The organism is Pseudomonas sp. FW306-02-D09B (assembly GCF_058782685.1).
Map to the genome: position 1 here is coordinate 113,439 of NZ_JBYSXY010000002.1, position 17,740 is coordinate 131,178.

Below are 17,740 nucleotides of genomic sequence, written 5' to 3' on the forward strand. Positions count from 1 at the left end.
TTCAGTTCGGGACGGCCAGCTTCAACAGCTGGGTGCTTTTTTGGGCCAGTACGATGTCGTCCTTTAGCTCACCGCTAAAGGCATTGTTGGCTCGGTCAGCTTCACTCGCAGCCCACTCAAGCGCCAATCGAAACATATAGCCGCGTCCGTCAGTGCGCTGAAGCACTCCGGCCGGATACTTGACCTCCAACTCAAGGATCGGACTGTCTGTCGAGGTGTCGATCCACACTTGCCAAAGACGGTGCTGTTCGGTGCTGGTGTAACTGAAGTCAGCCGGGCTGGTTTTACTGCCGGCGCCGTTGGGCAACTGTCCGAGCAGCTTTGGGTCTACCCAGTTTCCGTTGAGGAACTGGCCGTAAAAGCTGCTTTTTGTGGTTTGCAGTTCATCTTTAGAAAAATAATTCTTTTCGATCATCGCCGGTTGCAAGGTCACTTCTTTGCCCGCCAACCCGTTAGGCACTTGGACCTGCACCCAGAAGCCCAAGCATTTTCTCGGGGTACTGCCGCCGCCGTAATACAAGGCTCTGCCCACGACGCTTGGTCGTTGCAGGCTCTCCAGCAGGGCCTGCATCTGTTTTGGATGGCCCTCATCACCTAGCCATTCAGGTGTTGCCCCGCGTCCCCAACTGCAACGGTACAGCCACAGACGCATTCCCTCGCGTTTGTAGCGGTTGGCGGCCATGGTGATCATCAAATAGGCAATCCCGAGGACCGCCACCATGATCGTCACCGGAGTGGACATCACCCAGGCAAAGCCAAACCAATAGCCGAGGCCTGCGCCAATAGTTTGTACGGCTGCGACCGCAAACATGCCGGTTACGACACCAAGTTTCATCCCAAGAAGCATTTTCTCTTCGCCACTGGTGGCGCCATCGATGTCATTGGACAGCTGCCAAGCCTCAAGCCCGGTCGCCATGACTCCCAATGCCGCCCACGTCACTGTGCGCCAAATCAAGCCTTTCGATACTGTCGCCATCTCGTTAGCAGCTGTTGCTTGGGCGCTCCCACCGGTCGTGGTTTTAGCCTCGTGTAACCATTCTGAGTACCCAGCCTGAGCCACCTTCCGGGTTTCAGTACCCAGGTTAGCTGTCATCTCTCCCGCACGACTCCACGCCGGCCCGACCCACAGCGCCGCAATAGCATTGGCAGCGTAGGCGGCGTTAGCACCCACAGTGCGCCATTCATCGGCAGAAAACTTACCGTCGTTTTGCGCTTGTTTGGCACTGCTATAGACATTCCACAGGTTCAAACCGACCACCAGGGCGGGCAGGGCATTGCCCAGGTTCTGGCCCATCCAGGCTTTGGTGCGTGTCAGATACTCCTGGGTGCCTGCAACTTTCAGTTGCGCCATCACCTCGGTTTGTCCCAGGTCGGCGAGCCAACTGTTGATTTGCGGTATGCCGACACGCAGACGAGTGCTGCCAGACGCTTTGGCGACGATCTGATTGGGGCGTTTCAAGAGCAGGTTTTTCAATTGCTCTTCATGGGATTGCAGAGAGAGGCGCGCTGAGCGTTGATCGTAAGCCGCACCGGGACGGCGCAATACTCCTTTTTCGCCCCTTATTTTATTCTTCACGGTTACGACCTCCAGCAGCCAGGCCTGGTAGTCGCGCTGGTAGGTCGGGTTGAAGGTCAGTTGGGTGGTGCTGGAAATTTCGGTGGAAATCAACACCTGGGGCGCGGCGAGGGTCAGCGCCGCTTGTTGTTTCATCGCCGGTAACAGCAGAGTGCTCAGCCCATGCCAGGCGTCCCTGGCCTGGTTGTTGGCGACCTTGATCAGCGTGGTCATGGCTTGCTTGGCGGCACTGCTCATGGCCTTGTATAACTTACTGTTCTTGACGACCTCCAGGTCGAAGACCGCTTTGATTTCACCGGTGCGGGTGCCAATGTTCGTGGCATCGCCCGCGGAGGTCGGAGCCAACGCGGGTGAGCTGCCGTCGCCTTCACTGCCCTGGTCATCAAGCTTGCCGGTAGCGCTGAAGTTGTGCGTCACCTTCTTTATCAAAGTGGCGACTTCCGGGTTGAAGTTGAACAGCGCCAAGCTGAACAGTGTGCTCGGTTGCCTGGCCTGTTTGCACAACCACTTTTGCCCGTTCTCCCCATTGCCCAGTGCCGTGTAAATAGCGTGGGCGGTCTCCAGAAGCAGACTGGCTTGGTCTTCATTGCAGGTATCGTGGTAGACCGCCTCAGCGCTGGGGCTGAGTTGGTCGAGCCAGGTGATCAGATCACGCTCGCTGCGTTGACAATGGTCGTGGAGCCGTTGTGCCTCGGTGGTGGTCTGGCTCAGGTACTTCTGTACTTCGTCAAAGCGCACGTCCTCGCGCCAAAAGCGTTTGGCGTTCCATTCTTCAAGGGCTTTTTTCCATTTGTTTTGATCGGGCAGTTGCCCCCATTTAGCCTTGAATGGGGTTTCGGCGGCAGCGACTGTCGATGTGGCTCCCATCTCCACCATTCCAGCTTGATCGGCAGGCACCAGGTCTTTGCCCCGTTCGACTTCATCATTGGTTTTCAGAAGTGTGTACAGGTCATCGGTATAGGCTTGCCGCTGAATCGGGTCTTTGATCGAGGGCGGAATAAAAGGATCGGCATCGAACCCACACAAATTCTGCACGGCAAACGCACTTTGCAGTTTGTGTTGATGCAGGGCTTCGAATTGACTTTGTTCCATGAGCCGACCGATCAGGTTCATGTTCAGGTCATCGACCATCGCCAGTGGATCATCCAAAGCGACGAAGAGGGCAGTATCCTGTGCTGGAACTTTGCCGCGTACCAGGGCTTCTTCAAAGGCCGGCTTGAACGGAGCGCCAGTGTCTGTTGCTTTGGTCGGCAAAAGGGTGCTGGTGAAGGTCGAGGCTTTTTTGCCCGAAACCAGAATATCCGCGACACTTTTACCAAGCTCTGTGATCGCGTCACCGTGGGCGACTTTCCCGCTGCCGCAAAACGCTGGCAGATCAATCTTACGCATCCATTGGGTTTGTTCGGTGGCACTGTTGCGCATCAACTCGCACATGCGCCAGGTCCATTGCACAGGCGAGTAAGCGATACGCAATTGGCTACGTCGCGGATAGAGCAGGTACGGGTGCGTCTCGCCCGGGTTGTTGCGCGCGTCCTTGTTCAGCTGGCTGTCGGTCCATTTGTGACGAGTGAACTGTTCGGCTTTTATCTGGTACTCATGAAAGGTCTTGTCGATACTGTTCCACACATAGAGCCAACCGTCGCGCAATTGGCGCAGGGTATAACTGCGTGTTTTCAGCTCTGGCGGTTTGCTTGACCAGTTTTTTGGCAGTGGATGTGGCCCTTGGCTGCTGCCCTTTTTTATCGGGGACTCGTCCAAAGCATAACGCACCGGAAATATAGCCACTTCCCCCTGCATCAGTGGACATTGGCCTTTCCCCATGGGGGTGTTGGTAAACTCTTGGTTACGTCTAGCCTGTTTCAGTTGGGCTTCTGTTGCGGGCTGAGTCATCACACTTCCTTGATCATTTCGACGTCCAGGCAATCGTCATCCATCTGCTGGATACGCAACTCGGGTGAAAGCTTCAGCGCCTTGGGTGTACGGGCCAACCAGTGCTGGTAGGGGGTGTTGGGGTGTAGCGTAAATCCTTCGCCCCAACGCAAAGTGTATTCGACCCAGATCGCGAGGCTGCGTTCGCTCGACAGCCCCCAGGCATCGGCTTCATCCAACCGCTTATTGAACCACTGAGTCCGGGTACTGGTATCCAGTTGTGCCAGGAGCTGAGGATGGCGCCGCTCCAAACTCTGGTTTAGCCGCTCCATGAAGCGCCAACGGGCAGCCTGGTCCAGCGCACTCAGCTGTACTTCTCCCAATTGAGCGTAGGTATCAACCCACTCAGGGGGAGATGCTGCACGAAAAATGCTTCGCCATTCGGATGACCCCGCAAGCTCCCAGGAGTGCTGGTTTTCGGGCACGTGCCAGGCCTCTATCGGGCCAAGCATTGCATCCAAGTGCGCACCTTGATAGCTACCTAACCAATAACGTGCCACCAATGGGTCGGCAAAACGCAGCAGAGCGTTGCTGCCAAGTACATCCGGCGGAGCAATGAAGCGCCGCAAATGGCCCGCTACGATATTCATCGGCGCGAGACTGTACAAAAGGCTGGCGTCTGCCGGTTGAATAGCGTTTTGGAGCGTCTCGCTGATCAAGTGGGATGAGCCTCGAAGCGATACCAATATCGGACCCAGGTCATGCAGCTCTTGCCATCGCGTTCCGATGTACAGCGGCTCAATCTCCAACGGTTCACTGCGCTGGTAGAGATGGGTAATCGCGTCGGGCCGTAATACACCATCAATCAGCAAGAAATTGGCCTGGGAAACATTGTTCACGTAGCGTTCTCCTTCGCCGCTGGCTCCTTGGCCGCTTGCTCACAGATCTCACAGCGTGGGGTACCGCGCATCAGCGCCTGCCGTTGCGCCGGCACTAGCAACTGCCCAGCCTTGTCCGCATCCGCCTGCTTCAACGGCCCCGGCAATATCGGCGCAGCTCCCGTCCCACTGCCCGGACAGCCGCCGCTGTTCATGTTGATTGCCGGCCCGCTGAGGGTCACGCCGCCGGCGTCGATTTTGATGAAGCTGCCGCCGCCCTTGAGGGTCAGTTCGCTGCCGGCTTCGAGCACCACTTTCAGGCCGCTGCTGAGGTGGATTTCCTGGCCGGCTTCGATGAATTGGCCAGTGCCGATTTTGATGTGCTGGTTCACGCCGACGGTCAGGTGGTCGTTGGCGCGGGTTTCGACTTTGCGGTCTTTGTGGACAGTGTGGTGTTCTTCGGCCTTGAATTCGCTATAGCTGTTGGCCTCGACGGTGTCGTGGCGTTCGTTGCCGACGCGGATTTTCTGGTCGTGCTCGATGTTTTCATCCCAGTCGCGCTGGGCGTGCAGGAAGATTTGTTCCTGGCCTTTCTTGTCTTCGATGCGCAGCTCGTTGTAGCCACCGCCACCGGGTGAGCTGAGGCTCTTGAAAGTACTGCGGGTTTTGTTCGCTGGCAGGTCGTAGGGGACGACGTTTTCCTTGTGGTACAGGCAGCCGCTGATCAGCGGCTGGTCGGGGTCGCCTTCAAGGAAGGTGACCAGCACTTCCATGCCGATCCGCGGGATGGCGATGCCGCCGTAGTGGGCGCCGGCCCAGGCGGACGAGACGCGCAGCCAGCAGCTGGTCTTGTCGTCGGCCGTACCGATGCGGTCCCAGTGAAATTGCACTTTCACCCGACCGTATTGGTCGCAGTGGATTTCTTCACCTTTGGGGCCGGTGACCACCGCGCTCTGGCTGCCAAGGATGCGCGGTTTCGGGTGCATCAGCGGCGGACGGTTGGGCACGTCCCACGGCGTGGCCTGAAAGCGGTTGCGGTAGCCCTGGTGGAAGTCGTCCTTGAAGTCGGTGGTGTCGCTGGTCACCGACTCTTCGAGCACCTGTGGCTGCTTGCCTTCGTGAAGGATTTCAGTGAGCAGCCAGAGATCGTTCCATTTGGCTTTGGGGTGCTGACTCAGGGCGAGGAAATGCCCGCTGACCAGCAGCGGCTGATCGCTTTTGCCTTCGGCCAGTTGGTAGTCGCTGCGGTGCCGTTCAAGGTTTCGCTTGGCCAGGTGCTTGCCACGTTCGCGGTCGATAAAGCGGCCTGGATAGTCGTAGTCTTCGAGGTCCGGTTTGGCGTCGCCACGGGACTCGCTTTCGAGGGTGATGCGCGGCTTTTCGAAGTCGTAGTCGCGGCGCGTGGTGCGGCTGGTGCGGGTTTCCAGGCGCAGGTCGAAGCGCTTGATCACCGGGTCGTTGGCGAGCATGCCGGAGTCTTGCTGGTAGGCCACGGGCGCGAGTTTCGGGAACTCCGTCTGGTCATCGCCGAACACCAGCTTGTGGGCGGTGGTGCTGTGCTGGAAGTGGTAGTGGATACCTTCTTCCTCGCACAGGCGCTGGATGAAATGCAGGTCCGATTCATCGTACTGAACGCAGTACACGCGCTCGGGATAAATCGCCCCGACTTTGAATTCGTAGGCGTTGCTTTGGATGCCGTGCTCTTCGAGGACCTGTCCGATGATTTTCGGCACGCTGAGGTTCTGGAAGATGCGTTGGTTGATGCGGTGTGTAAGGTAAGACAGTTGCGGGCGCAGGGTCACCGAGTAGCGGGTCAGGCGTTTACCGGTATCGCCTTGGGCCACGCGATAGATCTGCCCATGAATGCCCGTGCCGTTTTGCGAGAGCTGCAAAAACGCCGGTTTGTGCAGCAGGCTTTCGAGGTCCAGGGACGGGTTTTCGCTGACCAGTTCGACGTCGAACTGAAATGGCTGACTGATGGCTTCTCGACCAGTGAGGGCAAGTACCTGGAGATCGTTCGCCAGACCTTCTACGGTCAGGGCGAAGTGAGTCTGGTTGGCCGGCGCGAACATCCGATGTTCCTCGTGCAGTGCAGCAGCATCCATCAAGCCCTGAGTGGGCGATCAACGAAGGCAAGAATTCTTGGGTGGCACAAACAACATCGACCAGCAGCGCTGGCCGATGTTTTGTAACGGTCGGCCAGACTTAGCCAGCGACCGGGGAACGCCAGTCATCGGAACCCGAAGTACCGGATACTTCGTGGGTCCAGGTGATTTTGCGGTAGGTGAACTCTACGTCTTCCAGGTGAGTGAAGTGCGAGTTCGCCGGGTCTTGGCAGTTGTGCATGTAGTCTTTGATGTCGACGATGATCGCGTCTTCAAGTTTGGTGGTGAAGTAGTGTTCCTGGGTGCCGGCAGCCGAAGTGCGGTACCACTGGATGGTGATTTCGGTCAGGCGCTCGCCGGAAGTCAGCGCAGCCAGCAGCAGTGGCGAGGACTTGTCGAAAACCTTGGTGATTTTTACTGGCTTGTGCACGCGCTGGCCGGTGGGTTGGCCGGACTGCGGGTCACGCGGGATGATCACTTCGTGGTTGAAACCCTGAACCATGACCTGGTCTTCGTGACCTTCCTGGTAGGTGTTGCCAACCGAATCAGCGGTGAATGCACCGGCAGTGATAAGGCCTTGTTTGGTGCCAGTGATGGACATATACGCTGGTGTAGCCATGGATGCTCTCCTTGCTGAATAAATGAGGGTGCCCGGGAGGCGAGATCGCCCGGTGGGTACTCCTTACAGATCAAGCTTCGTGCCATGTAGTACATTTCGTATATAAATCAATGATATATGCGTTATAAGTGTCGGGCTTGTCCGGTTTTTCTGTAGGAAAAGTCGCTAATGTGCGCAAGAAGTTGCACAGTGCTGCGCAACTTCTTGCGCACTTGGCTACAGGCCTTGTGCGGCGTGGCCTGGAGCAGGATGGAGTGGTGTTTTTCAGAAGGTGAGTGCGCAACTTCTTGCGCACTTGGGTTTTTGGATGCCATTAGCAACGCTGGCCGCTGCAACGAATCGGTGGTGCAGCCTTAGCCTGCGATTGGAACACGCCAGTCATCAGAACCGGATGTATTGGAGATGACATGCTCCCATGTGATTTTGCGGTAGCTGAAGTACACATCTTCCAGGTGAGTGAAGTGCGCGTTGCCAGGGTCCTGGCAATTGGGCATGTGCGACTGGATCTCTACGATGATGGCGTCTTCGAGGGTAGTGGTGAAGTAGAGCTCCTGAGTACCGAGAGTTGAGGTTCGGTACCACTCGATGTGGCATTCGGTCATTTGCTCGCCGCTGGTCAGGGCCGCGAAAAGCAGTGGCGAGGACCTGTCGAAGATTTTGGTGATCATCAGGGGTTTGTGAACGCGTTGACCGGTTGGCTGTCCGGACTGCGGGTCGCGAGGGATGATGACCTGGTGACTGAATGCTTGAACCAGAATCTGATCTTGATGGGCGTCCTGATAGACATTCCCTACCGAGTCTCGAGTGAGGTTGCCCTCAGTGATGAATCCTTGCGTGGCGCCTGATAGGGACAGATATGCGGGTGTTGGCATGAATGCTTTCCTTGCCTGATCAATCGAAGGTATCCGGGAGAGGAAAATCGCCCGATGCACACCTGATAGTGATCAAGCTTCATGCCACTTAAATTTAATCTATAAAAATCAATAAGCTATAGTTTGTCTAAAGCTGATATCGATAAATTTTCAAGAAAAGTGCGCAAGTTCTTGCGCACCACAGCGCAAGAACTTGCGCAGTGCCTCGAAAGCCATACAGGCGATGCTGCGAGTCTGATCAAAAGCTGGTTATCCACAGGCATGCTGCGCAAGTTCTTGCGCATCATGGCCATGTGACTGCCTGTAGTGCCGGCTTTAGAACGGCGATAGAAACCTTTATCTGACCGCCCTCAAGACGAACAGCTGATCTCCAGATGCTTGCCCCACTCAGGCGGGCGCTCGGCCCAGGCATCGAAACCCTTGATGTCGACGAAGTCGTCGCGCAAGCGGGCGACGGCAAGTTCGGCGGCTTGATCGCCCAAACGGCGGTAAAACGGGCTGTAGTCGACGCTGCTGTTTTGCATCAGTTGCAGCAGGTTTTCGACCAGTTGCTGGTCGTCTTCTTCGCCAGTGGCGCTGTCAGGATCGCGCGCGGAGTTAGTGAGCCTGCTCGAACAGGGCATTGCTTGGCAGTAACGAACTCAGTGTCTTCAGGTAGCTCTCCAGCAGGTGTTCTGGCAGATAAACCTCGAACATGTCATTGCGGTCAGCCTGATAGGCGATAACCCGGTTATTTTGGCGGTCGATTAGCACGCGTTGACAGGTGCTCCAGGGTGCCGAGATTTTCGAGCGCGTGTTGAGGTCCAATCCCAACCAAGAGCGTGGACCTATCAGGGTCACTGCGACGGGCAGTGCGAGCAACCAGGTCAGTGGCGGGTTGTCGAGTATCAGAACAAAACTCAGTAGAGGGACGCCGATCTGCAGCAGTTCAAGGATCCGGCCTGCATGGTTCGGGACGGCCAAATGCTGCAGGCACCAACCATTACCGGTGTGGATGCTGTAGTGATAGGTGATTTTGCGGTGAACCACCATGGTCCACAGGTAACCGGTGATGAACAGCCAGGCCGCGCCAAAGCCAGTGCTGAACAGCACGGACTTTGCCTCACCGCCGGGTGCGCTGAAGTGCTCTTCATAGAGGCCGTATGTCAGGGAGATGACTCCGAACAGCACCAACAACGCCATCGTGATATCCCATGCACCGGTCGGCCGTGTTTGAACGTTGATCGACCAGCTCATGAGCGCGGGCTCAGTCGAGTCCGATTCTTGTGCAAGGAAGTCGTTTTTGCCGCCATTGCTCATCACTCCGATACCTCGTCTTGGTTAGAAAGGGGCATCGTTGCAGCAATGGGCGTTTGAGCGTCTTCGGCATGAGGCCGACGTTGGCGAATCCGCCGTAACATGTTGATGCCGTAAGCAATGCATAGCCCGCCACTGGCGTAAGCCACGAAACCACTTGAATTTGAAGCGATACGCCCAAATGCTGCCAATGAAAATCGCCAGTGACAGCACTTGGAGCAGCATGATGCCGATAGACAACAATCCTTGCACGGGAACGTCCTTGTCGCGTGTTGTTACGGGGTGGCAGGAGGGGGGCAGTAAAAACTCATGAAGCAATCGTGCTCGGCGTAATACCTGATCGCCTTGAGCAACTCGACGTCTGTTACCGAGGGTTTGTGCTGCAGTGCACTCATCACCACATCTTCGAGCAAGTCGTCACTGAACCAGAACTCAAGACCCTGGCGGATGACAAAGTCCGGATAGATTTCTTCGTCGTTGTCGGTGATTTGCGGAAAGGCTTCGATCACGCACACGGTTTGCAAGGTGATGGTGCTGGAATCCTGAGTGCCATAGACACAGAAATGCAGGGTTTTTTCCTGTTGTCTGAGAAGCCCGATCAGTTCTCCGATGCTGAGATGCTGTTGGTAATGCATGGAACGTCCCTGTTCATTTTTCGAGTAAACATTTAACTGGCCGGTCGGTACTTGACGGGTTTCAAGACGAACAACTGATTTCCAAATGCTTGCCCCACTCCGGCGGCCGCTCTGCATAACTTTCCATCCCGGGTTGTTCCTCGAACGGTTTGCTCAGTACCGCGTGCAGACGGCGGACCTCGGCATAGTCGCCACTCTCCGCCGCATCGATGGCTTTCTGCGCCAGGTAATTGCGCAGGATGTAGAGCGGATTGACCGCGTGCATGCGGGCGCGGCGCTGTGCTTGATCGCTGTTGCCGTCGCGGGCGACGCGTGCGCAGTAGCGCTCGGCCCAGGCATCGAAGCCCTTGATGTCGACGAAGTCGTCGCGCAAGCGGGCGACGGCAAGCTCGGCGGCTTGATCGCCCAGACGGCGGAAAAACAGGCTGTAGTCGACGCTGCTGTTTTGCATCAGTTGCAGCAGGTTTTCGACCAGTTGCTGGTCGTCTTCTTCGCCAGTGGTCAAGCCGAGTCGACGGCGCATCAGGTCCAGGTAATGAGCCTGATACAGCGGGAAGTACAGGCCGAGGGTTTCGCGCAGGGCTTCGACGCTGATGAACGGTGTCAGGGCCTGGGCCAGCGCGCTGAGGTTCCATTGGCCGATCGGCACCTGATTGCTGAACGAGTAGCGACCCTGATCATCGGAATGGTTACAGATGAAGTTGGCGTCAAAATCGTCGAGGAAGGCAAACGGACCGAAGTCGAAGGTGACGCCGAGGATCGACATATTGTCGGTGTTCATCACCCCGTGGCAGAAGCCATAGGCCTGCCATTTGGCGATCAGCTCGGCGTTGCGCTCGACGACTTCGCGGAACATCGCCAGGTACGGTTCCGGCTGTTCCAGGCACTCGGGGAAATGCATCGCCAACACGTGTTCGCCGAGGGCTTTCTGCTGTTCGGGCCGTTTGGTGTAGTAGAAATATTCGAAATGCCCGAAGCGCACATGGCTCGCTGCCAGGCGCAGGACCATGGCCGCGCGTTCCTGTTTCTCGCGCCAGACCGGGGTGTTCGAACCAATGACGCACAGTGCGCGGGTGGTCGGGATGCCCAGTGCGTGCAACGCTTCAGACGCCAGGAACTCACGAATCGATGAACGCAGCACCGCCCGGCCGTCGCCCATGCGCGAGTACGGCGTTTGCCCGGCACCCTTGAGGTGCAAGTCCCAGTGTTCGCCGGCCTCGTTGTAGACCTCGCCCAGCAGCAGCCCGCGACCATCGCCCAATTGTGGGTTGTAGGAACCAAACTGGTGCCCGGAATAGACCATCGCCCGCGGCTCGGCTTCTGCCCACAGCTTGTGACCACCGAACAGTTCGGCGAACACCGGCGTTTCGGCAACACTCGGGTCGAGGTCGAGCAGGGCCATGGCCGCCGGGCTGGCAACCACCAGTCGTGGTTCGCCGATGGGCTCAGGCAGTACATGAGTTGAGAGCGCGTCGCCCAAGCGGGCAAAGCGGTTATCGAAGGTCAGTTCGTCGAGGGCTTTCAACGGCCATCTCCAGCAGAATGTCCGAGCATTCTGCTGGGGAATGGCGCATGGCGTCCAGTCAGTCGAGATGCACTGACGGCGGCTCGGGTGGGGTCTTGCCTGCATTGGGAGACTTGGCAGGTTTGACCGCATCGCTGGTCAGCAACAGCTGTTCCTGGCCTGTCAGGTTTTTCAGATGGATATCCACCTGACGGAAAGCGATGTTGATGTCGTGCTTCTTGAACTCGCTGTTGATGAACCGGTTGATTTCATCGAGTGCCGGGTTACGGTCGCCGAGGTCGCGCACGTGAATACGCAGCTCGTGATCCAGGGTGCTTTCACCAAAGTTCAGGAAGTACACCGAGGGCGCAGGGTCCTTCAGCACGCGCGGGTTTTCCATGGCCGCTCTGAGCAGCAGGGTACGTACCAGCTCCAGATCCGAATCGTAGCCGACGCCCAGCTTGAGGGTGACCCGGGTCACGGTGTCGGTCAGCGACCAGTTGATCAGTTGCCCGGTGATGAACGTCTTGTTCGGGACAATGATGTCCTTGCGGTCGAAGTCGGTGATGGTGGTGGCGCGGATGCGAATTTTGCTCACCGTGCCTGACAGGTTGCCGATGGTGATCGTGTCGCCGATCCGCACCGGGCGTTCGAACAGGATCATGATCCCGGAGATGAAGTTGGCGAAAATCTCCTGCATACCGAAACCCAGGCCGACCGAGAGCGCGGCCACCAGCCATTGCAGTTTGTCCCAGCTCACGCCGAGGGTCGACAGGGTGGAAACGAAACCCACACCGGCAATCACATAGGTCAGCAGGGTGGTCGTGGCGTAGGCACTGCCCTGGGCCAGATCGAGCTTGGACAGCACCAGCACCTCGAGCAACCCCGGCAGGTTTCGCGCCAGGGCTACGGTAATACCGATGATGATCAACGCCCCGAGCATGTCGCCGATGCTGATCGGCACCATGCTCATGTTGGCGCCGACACCGCTGGTGTATTCGTACAACGTGATGTTGTCGAGGTACGAGAACACCGAGATCAGGTCTTTCCAGACCCAATACAATGCAGCGATGAAGCCGCCGAGCAAGGCCAGGCGGATCAGGCGCAGGGACTGTTCGTTGACTTTCTCGATGTCCAGTGTCGGTTCTTCGACGACCGCTTCACCGTCGCCGGCTTCTTTGGCGGCCTGGCGTTTGGTCAGGGCGCGCTGGTAGGCCAGGCGCCGTGCCGCGACGGCCAGACCGCGCACAAAGGTGGCTTCAATGATCAGCCAGAACATCAGCAGGTACAGGGTGTTGATCAACCGGTCGCTGAGTTTCAGTGCGGTGTAGAAGTAGCCAAAGCACACGGCGATAAACAAGGCGATCGGCAGCACAGTGAATAGAACGCCGACAGCTTTGCGAAACAGGGAGGCGCTGTTATGGGTCGGACTGTTGATCAGCAGGCGGCTGAGCAGCCAGGCCATCAAGGCGTAGCAGGTCAGCACCACGGCGATGCCGATTACGTCGTCCGTCAGGGCCGCCGGTTGTAATTCGGCCACCGCCACCACGGCGACCAGCGCCAGTACCACCAGGCCAAGACGACGGATCCAGCCGCGGAGGAATTCCACCTGCGGTCTTTCCCAGCGAAAGTGCAGTTCTGCCACGCCACCCGGCGCAAGTATCCGGTACGCGGTATAGAACAGCAGCCACGCCTGGGCAATTTGCAACAGGGCGGCGCCGAGGTTGGCGTTTTGCCCGCGGGCGTCGATCTGCAAGGCGAAACCGCACAGGGCCAGGGCCAGGGACACCGGCATTGCCAGCAGCACGTTGATCAGGATCGCCTGTGGTGTGTGCCATTGACTGTCACGTTTGAAGTGACCGATGTCCTGGTGCACCTTGTTCAGTCGCGCATAGAGGTACTTGCGCCGCCAGACCAGGAAGCCGATCAGCAGCACCAGCGGCAGAAACAGCAGTGGTCGCTGGGTCAGGCCGTCGGCCAGCTCGCTCAGGCTCGAAGCCCACGGCAGAGTGACGACCTGTTTCTCCAGGCGGTCCGGCACGCCGCGCATCCATTCGAAATCCAGCGGCTTGTTGCTGGGAATCCAGAACATCTGTTCGTCGAGGGTCGCGCGCAGGTTCTGAGCGGTAGTGAGCAGTTGTTTCTGGTTCAGTTGCAGGGTGATGGATTCGTTGAGCAGCGCACTCAGTTCGCGGCTCAGGCGCTCCAGCAGGTCGGCGCGGGTGACAGCCAGGTCCAACAGGTTCTTGCGCAGTTGCGGGGTGACCTGATCGGGCGGCTGGCTCGCCAGCAAGTTATCCACATAGGCGCCGGGCGTGCTGATCAGTTCGCGTTGTTGATTGACCTCGAACTGGTACAGGCGAATGTCGGCGATGTCATTGGCCAGGTCCCGATCAAGCTTGAGGCGGGGCAAGGCCTGCTTTTGTTTGTAGAGGATCTTGGACAGCAACAGACTGCCCTTGAGCACGCTGATCTGCTCGTCCAGCGCGGCGTCGCTTTGGGTCACGCTGTCGAGTTGTTGCTTGGTCTGCAGGTTCTGCTGGGTCAGTTCGTTGAGACGGTCGGTGCTTTTGAGCAGGTAGTCGGAGAGCTTGAGATTGGCGGCGCTTTCGGTGGCCAGCAGATTGCTGCCGCCAGCCTTTTGCGCTTCGATCGATTGTTGGGTCACCGTCTGTTGAGACTGGGCCAGGCGCTTTTGGTTGATCAGGGTTTGCAGGTCCTGGATCTCCCGCTCCATCCGTGCGGTTTTTTCCAGCAGCAAGTCATGTTGGCTGCTGCCCAGGTCCTGCAGTTGACTGTTGCCAGCCAGTTCCTGACGACGCAGCGGGATCAGCGCATTCAACGCTGCCAGCTCGGCGTTGAGGGTGTCGCGTTGTTCATTCGTCAGGGCTTTGCCGTTGTCTCTGCCCAGCTTGAGGATGCTGTTGATTTGCAGGATGCGTGTCTGGCTGGTGCTGATCTCGGCCTGGGCGCGCTCGGGGCGGGTCTGGGCGGTGATGATCAGGCTGTTGGCATCGGCCAGGGCTTTTTGCAGATCGCTTTGCTGGGTGCTGCGTTCAGTCAGCATCTGCTCGAGTTGTGGCACCGACAGGTTGGCGTAACGTTGCTCTACCGGTACGGCTTTGCTGGCCTTGAGGCGCTCCAGCTCACGCTGGTTTTCGATGTTCTGCTTGGGTGCCGTGCTCAGTTGCTGCTTGAGGTTTTCCAGGCGCTTCTCATAATCGTCCCGATTGGACAGTTGGGTCAGCGTCTGTTGCAGCACCAGTTGCAGGGCTTTTTGATCGGCCTCGGGCAGCTTGCGCTCGGCGATCTTGTCCAGGCTCTTCTGGACAGACTCGGCGGACGGTGGTTCGGCCGCTTGCAGGGTGCCGACGGAGAGACTCAGCCCTAGCAGGGCAATAGCTAAAAATGTGCGCAAAGTTGGCATAGAGACCGATCGAAAACGTAACGAAAAAAGGAGTTTAGAGGAACAATCCGGGGCCCGGGCGACTTCCTTCGGGAAATCTGACGCCCACTTTGGCGATCTTGTTCCCGTCCATGACCGCGACGGTCCAAATGGTGTTATTCCATTCCACCTGGTCGCCGACCACCGGGGCACCGCCGACTTTCTGGGTGATGAAACGACCCAGCGGCATGTCCGGATCGACCCCTTCGAGTTGCAGCCCGTACAGCGCTGAAACCGCGCCCAGCTGGGCGTCGCCTTCCAGAACGAAGTCGCCGAAGAAGCGCAAATCGAGACCTCGTTGGGGTGCCTGGCTGAAGAGTTTTCCGAGGGCCGGCAGGTTGTGTTCATGGCCGATAACACAGAGCAAATCGCCGACTTCGAGCACCGTACTACCCGACGGATGGAGCAGTTGCTGGCCGCGAAACAGCGCCGCGATACGCGTGCCCTCGGGCATTTTCAGCTCGCGAAGGGCGGCGCCGATGCACCATTTTTCCGCGCCAAGGCGATAAACGAACAACTCCCACTCGCTGGTGACATGCACTTCGAGGGCGGCCCGGGAGATCGGCGCGGGTTCAGGCGGGACAGTCACCTTCAGCAGCTTGGCGACCCACGGCAGGCTGGTGCCCTGCACCAGCAGCGAAACCAGCACGATAAAGAACGCGAGGTTGAAATACAGCTGGGCATTCGGCAGCCCGGCCATCAACGGGAACACCGCCAGAATGATCGGTACCGCACCGCGCAGGCCAACCCAGGAGATAAAGGCCTTTTCGCGCCCATGGAAAGCCTTGAACGGCAGCAGGCCGACCAGCACCGACAGCGGGCGCGCAAACAGAATCATCCACAGCGCCAGGCCGAGGGCGGGCAGGGCGATGGGCAGCAAGTCGTGAGGTGTCACCAGCAGCCCCAGCACCAGGAACATACCAATTTGTGCCAGCCAGGCCATGCCGTCGAGCATGTGCAGAATGCCGTGGCGGCTGCGCACCGGACGGTTGCCGATCACCAGGCCGCACAGGTACACCGCAAGAAAGCCACTGCCGTGCAAGGCGTTGGTCAGGGCGAACACCACCAGACCGCCAGCGATCACCAGAATCGGGTACAGGCCGGCAGCCAGGTGGATTCGATTGACCATTTGCAGCATCAGCCAACCGCCGCTCAGACCGATGATTGCGCCGATACCGAACTCGCGGACCAGGTGCCCGAGCAGGCTCCAGTGCAGACCTGTCTGGCCGCTGGCGAGCATGTCGATCAGGGTGACGGTGAGAAACACCGCCATCGGGTCGTTGCTGCCGGATTCGATTTCCAGGCTGGCGGTCACCCGCTCGTTCAGGCCTTTGCCACCCAGCAGCGAGAACACCGCCGCGGCGTCGGTGGAGCCGACAATGGCACCGATCAGCAGGCCCTGGATCAGGTTCAGGTTGAACAACCAGGCGGCGGCCATGCCGGTCAGCACGGTGGTGATCAGCACCCCGACGGTGGCCAGCGACAACGCCGGCCACAATGCCACGCGGAAACTCGCGACCCGGGTGCGCAACCCGCCGTCGAGCAGGATCACGGCCAGTGCGAGGTTGCCGACCAGATAAGCGGTGGGGTAGTTATCGAAGATGATGCCGCCGCCGTCGACGCCGGCAGCCATGCCCACGGCCAGGATGATTACCAGAATCGGGATCCCGAGGCGGGACGAAAGTGAGCTCACCAGAATGCTCGCACCTACCAGCAACGCGCCGATCAAGAACAGGCTGTTGATGGTCGTCGCATTCAATGGCAGTACTCCAGAAAGCTAAAGGCGGGCGCAAACTGACCATGCAGTCTGCGTGCCAGCGATTCTAACCTGTTGAAATGTGATGCTGTCAAAAAGCTTTTGACGAAGGAACTGATCGTTTCCCTATCTGAGCCGAGTGAGGTCATTGTGGCGAGGGGGCTTGCCCCCGTTCGGCTGCGTAGCAGGCGTCAAATCTGCGTTTGAGTTGTGTCTGAACGACCACAGCGGCTGCTTTGGGGCCGCTGCGCGACCCAACGGGGGCAAGCCCCCTCGCCACAGGATAGCAGTCGCCGTTAAAGGCTAAACCGCCCAACCATATTGTTCAGGTCCAGCGCCAGGCGCGACAGCTCGTTGCTGGCGGCGCTGGTCTGGTTGGCGCCAGTGGCCGACTGCACCGACAGGTCGCGGATGTTCACCAGGTTGCGGTCGACTTCACGGGCCACTTGGGCCTGCTCTTCGGCGGCGCTGGCGATCACCAGGTTGCGCTCGTTGATTTCGACGATGGCGCTGTTGATGGTGTCCAGCGACAGGCCGGCACCACGGGCGATGTTCAGGGTCGATTCAGCGCGTTCGGTGCTGTTGCGCATCGAATCAACGGCGTGTTCGGTACCGCTCTGGATGCTGCCGATCATGCGTTCGATTTCGCTGGTCGATTGCTGCGTGCGATGCGCCAGGGCGCGAACTTCGTCGGCCACCACCGCAAAACCGCGACCGGCTTCGCCGGCACGCGCAGCCTCGATGGCGGCGTTCAGCGCCAGCAGGTTGGTCTGGTCAGCCAGGCCGCGAATCACGTCCAGCACCTTGCCGATGTCGCGCGACTCGTTGGCCAGATCGCCGATCAGGGTGGCAGTGCTCTGTACATCGGCGCTCATGCGTTCGATGGCACTGACGGTTTCCTGCACCAAGTCACGGCCGTCACCGGCAGAAGTGGTGGCGTTTTTCGAGGCTTCGGAGGTGCTCACTGCGTTGCGCGCAACTTCTTCCACGGCGCTGGTCATTTCGTTGACGGCCGTTGCGGCTTGCTCGATTTCGTTGTTCTGCTGAGTCAGGCCGCGGGCGCTTTCGTCGGTGACGCTGTTCAGCTCTTCGGCGGCGGAGGCCAACTGAGTCGCCGAACCCGAGATCCGCTGCAGGGTGTCGCGCAGTTTTTCCTGCATCTTCAACATGGCCTGCAACAAGCGG

The 17,740-nt window shown here is 58.6% G+C and carries 11 protein-coding genes and 1 pseudogene; all 12 read right to left on the reverse strand.

What is annotated here, in order from left to right:
* Nucleotide 1 precedes the first annotated feature (1 nt).
* Nucleotides 2-3,466, reverse strand: coding sequence for a T6SS effector BTH_I2691 family protein (locus tag AC3WK5_RS04850; RefSeq protein ID WP_103317192.1), 3,465 nt, complete (start codon nucleotides 3,464-3,466; stop codon nucleotides 2-4).
* Nucleotides 3,466-4,344, reverse strand: a complete 879-nt coding sequence (locus AC3WK5_RS04855; RefSeq protein WP_103317194.1) for a DUF4123 domain-containing protein — start codon at nucleotides 4,342-4,344, stop codon at nucleotides 3,466-3,468. Before AC3WK5_RS04855 ends, AC3WK5_RS04850 begins: the two co-directional genes overlap by 1 nt.
* Nucleotides 4,341-6,395: a type VI secretion system Vgr family protein gene (locus tag AC3WK5_RS04860; protein WP_103317196.1), complete on the reverse strand. Its 2,055-nt coding sequence runs from the start codon at nucleotides 6,393-6,395 to the stop codon at nucleotides 4,341-4,343. The genes AC3WK5_RS04855 and AC3WK5_RS04860 overlap by 4 nt, the downstream gene beginning before the upstream one ends.
* 133 nt (nucleotides 6,396-6,528) lie before the next feature.
* The gene (locus AC3WK5_RS04865; RefSeq protein WP_054595278.1) at nucleotides 6,529-7,047 is read right to left on the reverse strand and encodes an Hcp family type VI secretion system effector; all 519 of its coding nucleotides are present in this window, start codon (nucleotides 7,045-7,047) and stop codon (nucleotides 6,529-6,531) included.
* Nucleotides 7,048-7,400: 353 nt separating this feature from the next.
* Nucleotides 7,401-7,919, reverse strand: a complete 519-nt coding sequence (locus AC3WK5_RS04870; protein ID WP_054595279.1) for an Hcp family type VI secretion system effector — start codon at nucleotides 7,917-7,919, stop codon at nucleotides 7,401-7,403.
* Between the two features lie 350 nt (nucleotides 7,920-8,269).
* Nucleotides 8,270-8,491 (reverse strand): annotated as a pseudogene (locus AC3WK5_RS04875) (hypothetical protein); the annotation flags it as partial.
* Between the two features lie 25 nt (nucleotides 8,492-8,516).
* The gene (locus tag AC3WK5_RS04880; RefSeq protein WP_146039820.1) at nucleotides 8,517-9,155 is read right to left on the reverse strand and encodes a hypothetical protein; all 639 of its coding nucleotides are present in this window, start codon (nucleotides 9,153-9,155) and stop codon (nucleotides 8,517-8,519) included.
* A gap of 335 nt (nucleotides 9,156-9,490) precedes the next feature.
* Entirely contained in the window at nucleotides 9,491-9,850 is a 360-nt protein-coding gene (locus AC3WK5_RS04885) for a DUF7716 domain-containing protein (RefSeq protein ID WP_103317200.1), read from the reverse strand.
* A 61-nt stretch (nucleotides 9,851-9,911) separates the two neighbouring features.
* Nucleotides 9,912-11,375 (reverse strand): protein adenylyltransferase SelO, encoded by a 1,464-nt coding sequence (gene selO / locus AC3WK5_RS04890; RefSeq protein ID WP_103317202.1) that lies wholly within the window; start codon nucleotides 11,373-11,375, stop codon nucleotides 9,912-9,914.
* A gap of 58 nt (nucleotides 11,376-11,433) precedes the next feature.
* Nucleotides 11,434-14,781, reverse strand: a complete 3,348-nt coding sequence (gene mscK, locus AC3WK5_RS04895) for a mechanosensitive channel MscK (protein WP_103317204.1) — start codon at nucleotides 14,779-14,781, stop codon at nucleotides 11,434-11,436.
* Nucleotides 14,782-14,815: 34 nt separating this feature from the next.
* A complete protein-coding gene (locus tag AC3WK5_RS04900; RefSeq protein WP_103317206.1) occupies nucleotides 14,816-16,558 on the reverse strand; it encodes a potassium/proton antiporter in 1,743 nt (580 codons plus the stop codon).
* Between the two features lie 293 nt (nucleotides 16,559-16,851).
* On the reverse strand, nucleotides 16,852-17,724 hold the full coding sequence (locus AC3WK5_RS04905) for a methyl-accepting chemotaxis protein (protein WP_371917727.1): 873 nt from the start codon (nucleotides 17,722-17,724) through the stop codon (nucleotides 16,852-16,854).
* Nucleotides 17,725-17,740: the final 16 nt, after the last annotated feature.